Annotated in this window: 13 protein-coding genes; all 13 read right to left on the reverse strand. The window is 69.2% G+C overall.

Annotation, left to right across the window (positions count from 1 at the left end):
* Positions 1 to 124 precede the first annotated feature (124 nt).
* Positions 125 to 508, reverse strand: a complete 384-nt coding sequence (locus ACZ3X1_RS13280) for a DUF6113 family protein (RefSeq protein ID WP_356815332.1) — start codon at positions 506 to 508, stop codon at positions 125 to 127.
* The gene (gene mshB / locus ACZ3X1_RS13285) at positions 505 to 1,401 is read right to left on the reverse strand and encodes an N-acetyl-1-D-myo-inositol-2-amino-2-deoxy-alpha-D-glucopyranoside deacetylase (protein ID WP_362626369.1); all 897 of its coding nucleotides are present in this window, start codon (positions 1,399 to 1,401) and stop codon (positions 505 to 507) included. Before mshB ends, ACZ3X1_RS13280 begins: the two co-directional genes overlap by 4 nt.
* An 85-nt stretch (positions 1,402 to 1,486) precedes the next feature.
* On the reverse strand, positions 1,487 to 1,681 hold the full coding sequence (locus ACZ3X1_RS13290) for a hypothetical protein (protein ID WP_030036986.1): 195 nt from the start codon (positions 1,679 to 1,681) through the stop codon (positions 1,487 to 1,489).
* Between the two features lie 360 nt (positions 1,682 to 2,041).
* Entirely contained in the window at positions 2,042 to 3,106 is a 1,065-nt protein-coding gene (locus ACZ3X1_RS13295; RefSeq protein ID WP_467279411.1) for an ABC transporter ATP-binding protein, read from the reverse strand.
* Positions 3,099 to 4,082, reverse strand: a complete 984-nt coding sequence (locus tag ACZ3X1_RS13300; RefSeq protein ID WP_362626373.1) for an ABC transporter ATP-binding protein — start codon at positions 4,080 to 4,082, stop codon at positions 3,099 to 3,101. Before ACZ3X1_RS13300 ends, ACZ3X1_RS13295 begins: the two co-directional genes overlap by 8 nt.
* 12 nt (positions 4,083 to 4,094) lie before the next feature.
* Entirely contained in the window at positions 4,095 to 5,114 is a 1,020-nt protein-coding gene (locus tag ACZ3X1_RS13305) for an ABC transporter permease (RefSeq protein WP_356815328.1), read from the reverse strand.
* Positions 5,107 to 6,030, reverse strand: a complete 924-nt coding sequence (locus ACZ3X1_RS13310) for an ABC transporter permease (RefSeq protein WP_390077814.1) — start codon at positions 6,028 to 6,030, stop codon at positions 5,107 to 5,109. The genes ACZ3X1_RS13305 and ACZ3X1_RS13310 overlap by 8 nt, the downstream gene beginning before the upstream one ends.
* A 70-nt stretch (positions 6,031 to 6,100) precedes the next feature.
* The gene (locus ACZ3X1_RS13315; protein ID WP_467279418.1) at positions 6,101 to 7,732 is read right to left on the reverse strand and encodes a peptide ABC transporter substrate-binding protein; all 1,632 of its coding nucleotides are present in this window, start codon (positions 7,730 to 7,732) and stop codon (positions 6,101 to 6,103) included.
* A gap of 107 nt (positions 7,733 to 7,839) precedes the next feature.
* The gene (locus ACZ3X1_RS13320; RefSeq protein WP_467279422.1) at positions 7,840 to 8,766 is read right to left on the reverse strand and encodes a GNAT family N-acetyltransferase; all 927 of its coding nucleotides are present in this window, start codon (positions 8,764 to 8,766) and stop codon (positions 7,840 to 7,842) included.
* Positions 8,767 to 8,889: 123 nt separating this feature from the next.
* Complete coding sequence (locus ACZ3X1_RS13325) at positions 8,890 to 9,942, reverse strand: ABC transporter ATP-binding protein (protein ID WP_356815324.1); 1,053 nt, start codon at positions 9,940 to 9,942, stop codon at positions 8,890 to 8,892.
* Complete coding sequence (locus tag ACZ3X1_RS13330; RefSeq protein WP_356815323.1) at positions 9,935 to 11,026, reverse strand: ABC transporter ATP-binding protein; 1,092 nt, start codon at positions 11,024 to 11,026, stop codon at positions 9,935 to 9,937. The genes ACZ3X1_RS13325 and ACZ3X1_RS13330 overlap by 8 nt, the downstream gene beginning before the upstream one ends.
* Positions 11,027 to 11,035: 9 nt before the next feature.
* Positions 11,036 to 11,959: an ABC transporter permease gene (locus tag ACZ3X1_RS13335; protein WP_356815322.1), complete on the reverse strand. Its 924-nt coding sequence runs from the start codon at positions 11,957 to 11,959 to the stop codon at positions 11,036 to 11,038.
* Between the two features lie 24 nt (positions 11,960 to 11,983).
* Positions 11,984 to 12,877, reverse strand: coding sequence for an ABC transporter permease (locus tag ACZ3X1_RS13340; protein WP_467279428.1), 894 nt, complete (start codon positions 12,875 to 12,877; stop codon positions 11,984 to 11,986).
* Positions 12,878 to 13,087 lie beyond the last annotated feature (210 nt).

Genomic DNA, 13,087 nt, shown 5'->3' on the forward strand with positions numbered 1-13,087 from the left:
CCCGCGCGCAACTGACTGGCGGGAATCAGGGGTTCCCTTTGGGGCCCGTCAAACCCCCCTGAAGCGCCACGAGAGCCCCCGCCCCCACCGGTCCGCCGGGCGCCCTACGAGGTCCGACACCACGTCACTTGACGGGCCGGGAGGCCGAAACCGGCCGATCGGCGGGAAGGGTGATCGTGGCGCACATCACAGCCAGCGCCGTTCCGCCCAAAAGGTAGGCGTACATGCCGATTCCGGACGAACTGAGGATGAAGTCCCCCTCGGGGCGCGGGAGGCTGAGCACCACGTAGGCGAGGAACCAGCCGACCGCGCCGCCGCCCACCCCGAGGCCGGTCCCGAGGGCGAGCCGGCCGCCGAGGAACAGCCCGAAGAGGGCCAGCAGCGCGAGCAGCAGCCCGCCGGGGAACCACAGGTCGACGACCAGCCAGCCGGCCGCGCCGGTCAGCGCGCCCAGCACCAGCAGGCCCAGGCAGCCGGCGAGCCGGCCCGCCGTCAGGGTGCCGGTCACGCGTCCACCCCCGCGAAGAGGTCGTGTTCGCGCTCGCCCGCCGCGACGCCCGGTCTGCCCTCGACCAGTTCGTAGTACTCACGGGCGAACAGCGGCTGCGCCAGGTCGTTGGAGAGGGCGAAGAAGGGCCCGTCCACGGCGATCTGGGTGGCGTGGGCCCGCATGGCGGCCGCCTTGGCCGCCACGAGGGCCTCGTCGGCGTCGATCTCGGCGGTGATCCGCTCGTCGTCGACGACCCCCGGCACGTCCTTGGGGGAGGCCAGTCCCGGGAAGGACACCCCGTCCCCGGCGGCGCTCAGCCGGGCGAAGCCCTCCTCGACCACCGAGAGCGGGACGCGGTTCCAGTAGATCTTCCCGATCGTGTGGGGATCCCCGAGGTCGCGCCGGTACGCCTTCTCCGCGGCCAGTTCGGCGGCGCGCATGGCGACCCGGTGGGCCTGGATGTGGTCCGGGTGCCCGTAGCCGCCGTCCGGGTCGTAGGTGACGAGCACCTGCGGGCGCAGCTCCCGGATCACCTCCACGAGGTACGCGGCGGCCTCGTCCACGTCGGCGGACCAGAAGGCCTCCGGGCGGCGGTTCTGCGGGGCGCCCATCATCCCGGAGTCGCGGAAGCGGCCGGGGCCGCCGAGGAACCGGTGGTCATGGACGCCCAGTTCGGCCATGGCCGCGGCGAGCTCGCCGATCCGGTGGGCGCCGAGGGTGTCGTCGCGGTCGGCCGCCAGGTGGGCCAGACCGGGCGGGATGACCTCGCCCTCCTCGCCCAGGGTGCAGGTCACCAACGCGACGTGGGCGCCCTGGGCCGCGTACTTGGCCATGGTGACGCCGTTGTTGATCGACTCGTCGTCGGGGTGCGCGTGCACGAAGAGCAGACGACGGGCGGGAAGACCGTTCATGGGCCTAGCGTAGGGGGTGCCCCGCGCCGGAACAGGCCTGCCCGCCCCGCCCGGCGGGCCCCGACGGCAGCCGCCGGGACGCCCGTCAGAACTTGATGCCGCTGATCATGCTCGCCACGTTCGAGGTGAGCTGGCTGAGGGTCGGGGCGATGGTGGAACTCGCCAGGTAGAAGCCGAGCAGCACACAGACCACCGCGTGTCCCGCCTTCAGGCCCGCGCGGCGGACCAGCAGGAAGACGATGATCGCCAGCAGCACCACGGCAGAGATCGAGAGTGCCACGGCGTTTCACCTCCACGTCGAGCGGACATCGGTACGCGTATTCGTGCTCGGCGAGAGTCATACCCACCGTGCGCTACGGATCATAACTATCCGTGCCAGCGCATCGATCGAAATCCGGCAGCACAAGGGGCGCATGCCGCGCACGGCCGGGGTCACACAAAGGCCGGCCGGGGAGCGTTTACGCCCCCCGGCCGACTGTCGGCACCCGCACGGCCGCACGGCACCCAGCCTGCATGCCCCAGATCTCGGGGCAGAAACGGTCAAGTTGCCGACACGTAAACCGAGTTGACGAAGCGCGCGCGCCCCCGCAAGCGGAACGCGACGGGTGGCCGGAAATGATCGGTCGCCGGGGTGAGCGTCTCAGTCCTTGTGCAGTCCCCCGGGCCGGTCGGTCTCGTCCGGCGGTACGTGCGGGACCACCCGCTTCTCCGCCGCGAAGTGACACGCCGAAGGATGCGCCGCCGGACCGGAGGAGAAGACCTCCGGGACCGCGAGCAGCGGGACCTCCGTCGCGCAGCGGTCCTGTGCCTTCCAGCAGCGGGTGCGGAAGCGGCAGCCCGAGGGCGGGTTGGCCGGGGACGGGACGTCTCCGGAGAGGATGATCCGCTCGCGGTGGGCACGGGCCTGCGGGTCGGGGACCGGCACGGCCGAAAGCAGCGCCTGGGTGTACGGGTGGGTCGGGTGCTCGTAGATCTGGCTGTCGGTGCCGATCTCGACGATCCTGCCGAGGTACATGACGCCGACCCGGTCGGAGATGTGCCGGACGATCGAGAGGTCGTGCGCGATGAACACGTAGGACAGGCCGAACTCGTCCTGGAGCTTCTCCAGCAGGTTGACGACCTGCGCCTGGACGGAGACGTCGAGGGCGGAGACCGGCTCGTCGGCGACGATGATCTCGGGCTGGAGGGCCAGGCCGCGGGCGATGCCGATGCGCTGGCGCTGGCCGCCGGAGAACTGGTGCGGGTAGCGGTTGATGTACTCCGGGTTGAGGCCGACGACGTCCAGGAGCTCCTGGACGCGCCCGCGGCGCGAGCCCTTGGGGGCCACCTCGGGGTGGATCTCGTACGGCTCCCCGATGATGTCGCCGACCGTCATGCGCGGGTTCAGCGAGGTGTACGGGTCCTGGAACACCATCTGGATGTTGCGGCGCACGGCCTTCAGGGCGCGCGCCGACAGCCGGCTGATGTCCTCGCCCTTGTAGGCGATCGAACCGGCGGTCGGCCGTTCGAGGTTGACCAGCATCTTGGCCACGGTGGACTTGCCGCAGCCGGATTCGCCCACGATGCCCAGCGTCTCGCCGGCGCGCAGGTCGAAGGAGACCCCGTCGACGGCCTTGACCGCGCCGACCTGCTTCTTGAAGAGGACGCCCCGGGTGAGTGGGTAGTGCTTGACCAGGTCTTTCACCTCGAGGAGGGGCTCAGCCACGGAGGCACTCCTTCCAGAAGTGGCAGGCGCTGGCCCTCGGCACGGGCGACTCCGTCACCGGGTACAGCGGCGGGACGTCGCTGCGGCAGACCTCCTGCGCCATCGGGCAGCGCGGGTTGAAGGCGCAGCCGGGCGGGATGCGGAGCAGGTTGGGCGGCAGGCCCTTGATCGCGTACAGCTCCTGGCCCTTCTGGTCCAGGCGGGGGATGGAGTCCAGCAGGCCGCGCGTGTACGGGTGCGCGGGCGCCTTGTAGATCTCGTGGACCGGGGCCGCCTCGACGATCCGGCCCGCGTACATGACCGCGATCTTGTCGGCGACGTCCGCGACGACGCCGAGGTCGTGGGTGATCAGGATGAGGCCCATGTTGAGCTCTCGCTGCAGCTCTGCCAGCAGGTCCATCACCTGCGCCTGGACGGTGACGTCCAGGGCGGTCGTCGGCTCGTCCGCGATGATCAGCGAGGGCTCCAGGGCCAGCGCCATGGCGATCATGATGCGCTGGCGCATGCCGCCGGAGAACTGGTGCGGGTAGTCCCCCACCCGCTGTTTCGCCGCGGGGATCCGCACCCGGTCCATCAGCTCGACGGCCTTGGCCCGGGCTTCCTTGCGGGAGGTGCCGCGGTGGACCTCGTACATCTCGCCGAGCTGGGCGCCGACGGTCAGCACCGGGTTGAGGGAGGACAGTGCGTCCTGGAAGATCATCGCCATCTCGGCGCCGCGGATCCTGCGCCGTTCGTCCTCCTTCATCTTCAGCAGGTCGCGGCCCTTGAAGAGGATCTCGCCGGCGGCGATCCGGCCGGGCGGTACGTCCAGGATCCCCATCACGGCCTGGGCCGTCACCGACTTGCCGGAGCCGGACTCGCCGAGCACGGCGAGGGTCTCGCCCTCGTCCACCGAGTAGTCGACTCCGTTGACCGCCTTCGCGACTCCGTCGCGCGTCTTGAATTCCACGTGCAGGTCGCGGACCTCGAGCAGCATGTGCGGGGCTCCTCAGCGCAGCTTGGGGTCGAGGGCGTCGCGCACCGCGTCGCCGAGCATGATGAAGGCGAGCACCGTGACGCTGAGCGCGCCGGCGGGCCAGAGCAGCATGTGCGGGGCGTTGCGGATCTGCGAGGCCGCGTTGGAGATGTCGATGCCCCAGGAGACGGTGGGCGGGCGCAGGCCGACGCCGAGGAAGGACAAGGTCGCCTCCAGGGCGATGTACGTACCGAGCGCGATCGTGGCGACGACGATGACGGGGGCGACGGCGTTGGGCGCCACGTGCCGCAGCAGCATCCGGGCGTTGCCGGCGCCCAGGGCGCGGGCGGCCTGGACGTAGTCGTTCTGTTTGGCGGTGATCACCGAGCCGCGGGCGATGCGGGCGATCTGCGGCCAGCCCAGGAGCACGATGAAGCCGACCACGGGCCAGACGGTGGTGCCGGTGACGACGGACAGGAAGACCAGGCCGCCGAGGACGACCGGGATGCCGAAGAAGATGTCGGCGACCCGGGAGAGCAGGGAGTCGCCCCAGCCGCCGAAGAAGCCGGCGAGCCCGCCGAGGGCGGAGCCCAGCAGGGCGGCGCCGAGGGTGGCGCAGACGCCGACGGTGATGGAGGCGCGGGCTCCGTAGACGGTGCGGGTGTACACGTCGCAGCCCTGGGTGTCGTAGCCGAAGGGATGGCCGGGGGCGGAGCCCTGCTGGGACTTGGAGAGGTCGCACTGCAGGGGGTCGCCGCTCGCGATGAGCTGCGGCCAGATCGCGATGACGACGAGGAAGAGGATCAGCAGCGAGGAGACGATGAAGACGGGGTTGCGGCGCAGCTGGTGCCAGGCGTCGGACCACAGGGAGCGGGCCCGCTCCCTGGGGCCGGACGCGCCCGGTCCGGCGGTCTTCTCGATGCCTTCGACGCTCTCTGCCTCGTCGAGCGCGAGATCCATGGGTCCCCCCTGGCCCGTGGGCGAGACGGCTTCCTTGGGGCGGGGGCCGACCGGGTCGTAGCCGGCGGGTCCGGGGCGCTCGGGATCAGGCATAACGGATCCTCGGGTCCAGGACCGCGTAGAGCAGGTCGACGAGCAGGTTCGCCAGCAGGAAGACGATGACGAGGATGGTCACGAAGCCGACGACGGTGGGCGAGTTGTTGCGCAGGATGCCCTGGTAGAGCTGGTAGCCGACGCCGTGGATGTTGAAGATCCGCTCGGTGACGATGGCGCCGCCCATCAGGGCGCCGATGTCGGTGCCGATGAAGGTGACCACCGGGATCAGGGAGTTGCGCAGCAGGTGGCGGGTGACGACCCGGCGGCGGGGCAGGCCCTTGGCGGTGGCGGTGCGGACGTAGTCGGCCTTGACGTTCTCGGCGATGGAGGTGCGCGAGAGGCGCGTGACGTAGGCGAGGGAGACCAGCGCGAGGACGATGCCGGGCAGGATCAACTCGTTGAGGGGGGCGTCCGGGGAGACGGTGGGCCGCACCCAGCCCCATGTGACGCCGAAGAGGAACTGGAGCAGGTAGCCCGTCACGAAGGTGGGCACCGAGATGACGACGAGGGTGAGCACGAGCACGGAGGTGTCGACGGTCCTGCCGCGGCGCAGGCCGCTGACCACGCCGAGGGTGATGCCGATGACGACCTCGAAGAAGATCGCGACGAGGGTCAGACGCAGGGTGACGGGGAAGGCGCTGGCCATCAGCTCGGTGACGGACTGCCCGTTGAAGGCGGTGCCGAAGTCGCCCCGGAAGATCTGCCCCATGTAGTGCAGGTACTGCTTCCACAGGGGCTGGTCGAGGTAGAGGTCCTTGCGGATGCGGGCGGCGGTGGCCGGGTCGGGGGCCTTGTCGCCGAAGAGGGCAGCGACCGGGTCACCGAGCGCGTACACCATGAAGAAGATCAGGAACGTGCTGCCGATGAACACCGGGATCATCTGGAGCAGCCGCCGGATCACATAACGTCCCATGGAGTGCTCCATGCTGTTGGCGGGCGCGGCGGGCCCCCCGCGGTGCGGGGGGCCGGGATCCGGGTGGGGGTCAGATCACCTTGATCTGGTCGTAGACCGGGACGCTGAACTGGTTGAGGGCCACGTCCTCCAGCCGCTCGGAGTAGCCGGCGCTGCCGTTCTGGTACCAGAGCGGGACGGACGGCATCTGCTCGGCGAGGATCTTCTCCGACTCCTGGAAGCTGGTGATCGCCTTGGCCGCGTCGCTCTCCTGGTTCGCCCGGTCGATGAGGGCGTCGAACTCCTTGTTGCTGAACTTCCCGTAGTTGGAGGAGGCGCCGGTGTAGTAGAGCGGCTGCAGGAAGTTCTGGATCAGCGGGTAGTCGGCCTGCCAGCCGGAGCGGAAGGGGCCGGTCAGCTTGTAGCTGCTCTGCTGGTTGCGGAAGTCTGCGAAGGTGCCGACCGGGTTGACCGTGCAGACGGGTCCCTCGCCCAGCGCGTTGTTCACGCTGTTGCAGACGGCGTCCATCCAGTCGCGGTGCGAGCCGGTGTCCACGTTGGAGGTCAGCGTGACCTTGCCGCCGGGGAGCCCGCCGCCCTCCTGGATGAGCTTCTTGGCCTCGGCCGGGTCGTAGACGCAGGCGTCGCCGCAGGCGGTGGCGGAGAAGCCGCCCTTCTCGCCGAGCGCCGGCGAGGTCCAGTCCTTGGCGGGGGTCCTGGTCTCCCGGAAGATCTGCTTGGTGATCTCGTCGCGGTTGATGGCCCGCGAGATGCCCTGGCGGACCTTCTCCATGCCGGGCTTGCTCCACTGCGGGTCGTACAGCGGGAAGGTGAGGGTCTGGATGATGAGGGCCGGCTGGTTGATGTACCGGTCGCCGAGGTCGTTCTTGACGTTCTTCAGCTGCTGGGCCGGGACGTCGTCGACGAGGTCGAGGTTGCCGGAGATCAGGTCGGTGTAGGCGGTGTTGTTGTCGGTGTAGACCTTCAGGTCCACGCCGCCGTTCTGCGCCTTGTCCTCACCGGGGTAAGCGTCCCACTTGCGCAGCTTCATCCCGGTGCCCTTGCTGTACGAGTCCACCAGGTAGGGGCCGTTGCCGACGGGCTTGTCCAGCCAGGCGGTGTGGTCGGTGAAGAAGGCCTTGGGGAGCGGCGAGAAGGCCTGGTAGCCGAGGGTCTCGGGCCAGGTGGAGAACTTGTTCTTGAGGGCGACGGTGAAGGTCTTGGGGTCCTTGACCACCAGTCCGGACATCGTCTTGGCCTTGGGCTCGCCGGACGTCGGGTGCACGTCGTCGTAGCCGACGATGTCGGAGAAGAACGGCGCGTTGTTCTGCTTGTTGCGCACGTCCGCGCCGTAGTTCCAGGCGTCCACGAAGGACTGCGCGGTGACCGGCTCGTCGTTGCTGAAGTTCCAGCCGTCCTTCAGTGTGACGGTGAAGTTCTGACTGTCCGTCGTCTGGATGGACTCGGCGAGCATGTTCTTGGCCTCGCCGGTCACGGGGTCGTAGCGCTTGAGGCCGCGGAAGAGCATGTCGAGGACCTTGCCGCCCTGCACCTCGTTGGTGTTGGCGGGCTCCAGCGGGTTCTGCGGGTCACCCCACGACGAGCTGACGATCCCTGCTTCGCCACCACCTCCGCCGCTGTCGCTCCCGCCGCCGCAGGCCGTCGCCACGAGGGCGACGGCCACTGCACCTGCGGCCCACTTGGCGTGGGTGGCTCCGCGCATGGAGTGCCTCCTATGGCTCCCAAGACTCACTTAGGGGCCAATGTCACCCTATGTGCGGTCCCCCACGCGCATGGTTGGACCGATTGCACCCTCGCGTCACGCCCCTGTCACCCCTGGGGGTGCAAAGCCAGCTCCCATGCGTCGACGCCGTAGTGCAGGGCCATGCCGTGCGCCTGGTAGAGCGCGAGTGCGCCCGTGGCGTTGTGGGTGTCCACGCCGAGGCCGATGGTGTCGCGGCCGCGCGCCGCGTAGGCGGCGAAGCCGTGGCGCAGCAGGAAGCCGCCGACGCCCCGGCCGCGCACGTCCTTGCGTACGCCTATGTGGCTGATCCAGGCCATGCTCGTCCGGTCGTCCCGGGTGAGCAGTACGGCCACGTCGCCCTCGCCGGGCAGGCTCGCGATCCAGACCAGCGACCAGTCGAGCCCGCGGCCCTCGACGTGGTCCAGCCAGGTCTCGTACGGGCGGTCCACGTGGCCGAAGTGGGCGGCGAAGGTCTCCTCGACGAGGGCGTGGACCCGGTGGCGGTCGGCCTCGTCGTCGCCGCACGCCCGCAGGAGGAGTCCGGCGGGCGGGGTGGGCGCGGGGTCGGCGGCCGCGGACAGGGAGCGCGTCATGACCTGGTAGCGGCGGACGGTGCGGTAGCCGCGCCCGGCCAGGAGGGCCAGGTCGATGGTGGGTGCCACGTTGAGCTGGATCTTGAGGGTGCCCGTGCCGCCGGTGATCTCGCGGGCCCGGGCCTCCATGCGTTCCAGCAGCAGCGTCGCGGCCTCGTCGTGGCCGGGCAGGACGTAGTGGTCACCGTCGACGCGGCCGGGTCCGGAGTCCGCCCAGACCATGGCGTAGGCCAGGAGCCGGCCTCCCTCGAAGGCGAGCCAGGAATCGGTGGCCAGGTCCACGTCGGGAGCGTTGAGGTCGGACTCCACGGTGCCGAGGTCGGTTTCGGGCCGGCCGATCTCGATCACGTCCACGGTGTTGAGTAGGGCGCAGATGTCGGTGGCGTCCCCTGGACCGGCGGGCCGTACGGTGATGGTCATTGCGTCACTCTCGGACCCGGGATCCCTGGGTCGCAACCGATTTGCGCGGTGTCCGACCGCAAAAGGGGCCGGCCCCCGGCGCCGTGGGGCGCCGGGGGCCGGCCGTGGGGTCCAGCGTGTGCGTCAGACGGCCAGGATGGCCTTCTCCTCGGCGAAGTGGCACGCGGAGTTGTGCGCGGCCGGGGTGTCCTGGCCCTTGAAGCGCTCCGGGATCGCCAGCAGCGGCTCCTCGGTGGAGCACTTGTCCTGGGCCTTCCAGCAGCGGGTGCGGAAGCGGCAGCCCGAGGGCGGGTTGGCCGGGGACGGGACGTCTCCGGTGAGGATGATGCGCTCGCGCCCCTCGCGGGCGGCCGGGTCGGGGACCGGGACGGCCGAGAGCAGCGCCTGGGTGTACGGGTGGGTCGGGTGCTCGTAGATCTCGGCGTCGCTGCCGATCTCGGCCATCTTGCCGAGGTACATGACGCCGACGCGGTCCGAGATGTGCCGGACGATCGACAGGTCGTGCGCGATGAAGATGTAGGACAGGTTGAACTCGTCCTGCAGCTTCTCCATCAGGTTGATGACCTGGGCCTGCACCGACACGTCGAGCGCGGAGACCGGCTCGTCGCAGATGATGATCTCCGGGTTCAGCGCGAGGCCGCGGGCGATGCCGATGCGCTGGCGCTGGCCGCCGGAGAACTGGTGCGGGTAGCGGTTGATGTACTCCGGGTTCAGACCCACGACGTCCAGGAGCTCCTGGACCTTGCGGCGCCGGTCGCCCTTCGGGGCCACCTCGGGGTGGATCTCGAAGGTCTCCCCGATGATGTCGCCGACCGTCATGCGCGGGTTCAGCGAGGTGTAGGGGTCCTGGAACACCATCTGGATGTTGCGGCGCACGGCCTTCAGCGCGCGGCCGGACAGCTTGGTGATGTCCTGGCCCTTGTAGAAGACCTCGCCGGCGGTGGCCCGCTCCAGGTTCATCAGGAGCTTGGCGACCGTGGACTTGCCACAGCCGGACTCGCCCACGATGCCGAGGGTCTCGCCCTGGTACAGGTCGAAGGACACGCCGTCGACGGCCTTGACGGCGCCGACCTGCTTCTTGAACAGGATGCCCTGGGTCAGCGGGAAGTGCTTGACCAGGTTGCGGACCTGGAGGATCGGCTCGCGCTCGGTGGTCGTCTTGCTGAGCTCAGCCATGGATCTGGTCCTTCCAGAAGTGGCACGCGCTGCCGCGGCCGGGCAGTTCGGTGCCGTCCTGCTCGGTGACCGGGTGCAGGACCGGGATCTCCGTACGGCAGATGTCCTGCGCCATGGGGCACCGGGGGCTGAAGGCACAGCCCGCCGGGATGCGGAGCAGGTTGGGCGGCAGGCCCTTGATCGCGTAGAGCTCCTGGCCCTTCTGGTCCAGGCGCGGGATCGAGTCCAGCAGGCCCCGGGTGTACGGGTGCGAGGGGCGCTTGTAGATCTCGTGGACCGGAGCGGTCTCGACGATCCGGCCCGCGTACATGACCGCGATCTTGTCCGCGACGTCGGCGACCACGCCGAGGTCGTGGGTGATCAGGATCAGGCCCATGTTCATCTCGCGCTGGAGCTCCGCGAGCAGGTCCATGACCTGGGCCTGGACGGTCACGTCGAGAGCCGTGGTGGGCTCGTCGGCGATGATCAGGTCCGGCTCCAGGGCCAGCGCCATGGCGATCATGATGCGCTGGCGCATGCCGCCGGAGAACTGGTGCGGGTAGTCCCCCACGCGCGCCTTGGCGGCGGGGATCTTCACGCGGTCCATGAGCTCGATGGCCTTGACCTTGGCGTCCTTCTTGGACATGCCGCGGTGGACCCGGAACATCTCGCCGAGCTGGTCGCCCACCGAATAGACCGGGTTCAGGGAGGACAGCGCGTCCTGGAAGATCATCGCCATCTTGTCGCCGCGGAGCTTGCGGCGCTCCTCGTCGGACATCTTCAGGATGTCCTTGCCGTGGAAGCGCACCTCGCCGCCGGAGACGCGTCCGGGCGGGCTGTCGAGGATGCCCATGATCGCCTGCGCGGTGACGGACTTGCCGGAGCCGGACTCGCCGAGCACGGCGAGGGTCTCGCCCGCGCTGACGCTGTAGCTCACGCCGTTGACGGCCTTGGCGACCCCGTCACGGGTCTTGAACTCGACCTGGAGGTTGTCCACCTCCAGCAGCGGCACGGCGGACCCGCCGCCCGTCTCCGCAACGCTGAGAATCTCCGACGTCGTCACGCCGCCACCTTCGTCCTGCTTGCTGATGTTGTCTCGGAGCATCGGGCGGCCCTACCGCAGCTTCGGGTCGAGCGCGTCGCGCAGGCCGTCGCCGACGAAGGCGAAGCCGAGCACGGTGACGACGACGAAGAGGCTGGGGTACAGCCACAGGTAGTCGTGGACGCCGATGAAGGCCTGACCGGCCGCCAGCATGTTGCCCCACTCCGGGACGTCGACCGGGACACCGGCGCCGAGGAAGGAGAGGGCCGCGACGCCGATGATCGTGGTGCCGACGTTGAAGGTCGCGTAGACCAGAACGGGGGTCAGCGAGTTGGGCAGGATGTGCTTGCGGACGATCCGGCCGCCGCTGGCGCCGAGCGCCTTGGCCGCGTGGACGTAGTCCATCTCGCGCACCGACAGGATCGAGCTGCGCAGCAGTCGGGAAACGGTCGCCCACGAGAAGACCGCGAGCGAGATGATCACCGGGGTGATGCCGCGGCCGGTGACCAGGATGATGACGACGGCGCCGATCATCAGCGGGAACGCGAGGAAGACGTCCGCGATGCGCATGACGAGGGTGTCGGCGAAGCCGGCGAAGTAACCGGCGATGGCGCCGAGGGCGACACCGATCAGCACGGCGAAGAAGATCGAGGCGAGGCCGACGAACATGGCCACGCGGGTACCGGCTATGAGGCGCGAGAACATGTCGCGGCCCAGGGCGTCGGTGCCCAGCCAGTGCGTGGCGTTGGGCGACGCGAGGGTGTTCTCCAGGTCCTGCGCGCCGGGGTCGAACGGCGCGAACATGTTGCCGAAGATCGCGGTCAGGAACAGCAGGCAGATGATCACGAGACCGACGACGGCCAGCTTGTTCTGGACGAAGCGGTGGCGGATCTCGGCCCACTGGGTGAGCTGCTTGGGGGTTGCTTCAGGGGCGGCCGGGGTGGCCGGCACGGGGCTCTCGTCCCCGATCGCCGGGCTCTTGACGAGCTCAGACATGAGGAAATCCTCCTTGGGGGGCGGTCAGCTGAGGCGGATACGCGGGTCGAGGGCCGCGTACAGCAGGTCCACGATGAGGCTGAGGACGACGAAGATGGCGACGCTGTAGGTCACCACACCGATCACGATCGGGTTGTTCTGCTGCTGGATCGCCTGAACCAGTGCCAGACCGACACCGTCCCAGTTGAAGATCGCCTCGGTGATGAGCGCGCCACCGAGAAGTGCGCCGAACGAGATGCCCAGGTAGGTGACGACCGGGATGGACGAGTTGCGGAGCACGTGCTTGAACAGCACGCGACGGCGCGGAAGTCCCTTGGCCACGGCGGTCTTCACGTAGTCCGCGCGCAGCACCTCGAGCATCGTGCCGCGGGTCAGGCGGGCGACGAACGCGATGTCGGTGATGGCGAGGGTGATCGCGGGCAGGACCATGCCTTCGAGCTTGTCGCCGCCGAGCTGCGGGAACCATTGGAGCTCGACCGCGAACCACTTCATGAGCAGCATGCCGATCACGAACGTTGGGAATCCCACCGCCATGGTCGTAAAGAATGTCGTGGCCATGTCCAAGATGCTGTATCTGTACAGGGCGGCGATGATGCCGACGCCCATACCGAACACCGTCACGAGAGCGATGGCCAGCAGGGCCAGCTTCGCGGTGTTCGCCAGCTTGGGGCCGAGGATCTCGGACACCTCGCGGCGCTGGATGAAGTCCTCGCCGAGGTCTCCGGTCGCGACCTTCGACACGTAGTTCACATACTGCTCGGGCAGCGACTTGTCGAGCCCGTACCGCGCCTTGAGCTCCGCGACCACCGCTGGGTCACGAGCCTTGTCGCTGCCCGCGATCGAACCCACGGGATCACCGGGGAGAACGAACAGACAAGCGAACAGAACCATGGTCGCGCCGATGAGGACTATGACCATCTGCCCGAGGCGACGGGCGACGTACCTTCCCATGTTTGTGCCTCTCTACCTGGCCGCTTCTGGGAGCAGCGGCCTCCGGCCCAAGGAACGGGCCGGCTCTCGGCCTGCGGGGATTGCCCGCGGATGTGAGGGGTGCCGAAGTAAAAACGGCCTGCCGAGCGGGGCCGCGGCCCACCGGTCACCCGGGGGCCGCGGCACGTTCGCTCCTGA

The sequence above is a fragment of the Streptomyces sp. NPDC023541 genome (assembly GCF_055559995.1).

Excerpts from the sequence above, each read along its gene's own strand:
- mshB (WP_362626369.1), bottom strand. The coding sequence starts at position 1,401 with ATGAACGGTCTTCCCGCCCGTCGTCTGCTCTTCGTGCACGCGCACCCC.
- ACZ3X1_RS13300 (WP_362626373.1), bottom strand. The coding sequence starts at position 4,082 with ATGCTGCTCGAGGTCCGCGACCTGCACGTGGAATTCAAGACGCGCGAC.
- ACZ3X1_RS13305 (WP_356815328.1), bottom strand. The coding sequence starts at position 5,114 with ATGCCTGATCCCGAGCGCCCCGGACCCGCCGGCTACGACCCGGTCGGC.
- ACZ3X1_RS13310 (WP_390077814.1), bottom strand. The coding sequence starts at position 6,030 with ATGGGACGTTATGTGATCCGGCGGCTGCTCCAGATGATCCCGGTGTTC.
- ACZ3X1_RS13315 (WP_467279418.1), bottom strand. The coding sequence starts at position 7,732 with ATGCGCGGAGCCACCCACGCCAAGTGGGCCGCAGGTGCAGTGGCCGTC.
- ACZ3X1_RS13320 (WP_467279422.1), bottom strand. The coding sequence starts at position 8,766 with ATGACCATCACCGTACGGCCCGCCGGTCCAGGGGACGCCACCGACATC.
- ACZ3X1_RS13325 (WP_356815324.1), bottom strand. The coding sequence starts at position 9,942 with ATGGCTGAGCTCAGCAAGACGACCACCGAGCGCGAGCCGATCCTCCAG.
- ACZ3X1_RS13330 (WP_356815323.1), bottom strand. The coding sequence starts at position 11,026 with ATGCTCCGAGACAACATCAGCAAGCAGGACGAAGGTGGCGGCGTGACG.
- ACZ3X1_RS13335 (WP_356815322.1), bottom strand. The coding sequence starts at position 11,959 with ATGTCTGAGCTCGTCAAGAGCCCGGCGATCGGGGACGAGAGCCCCGTG.
- ACZ3X1_RS13340 (WP_467279428.1), bottom strand. The coding sequence starts at position 12,877 with ATGGTCATAGTCCTCATCGGCGCGACCATGGTTCTGTTCGCTTGTCTG.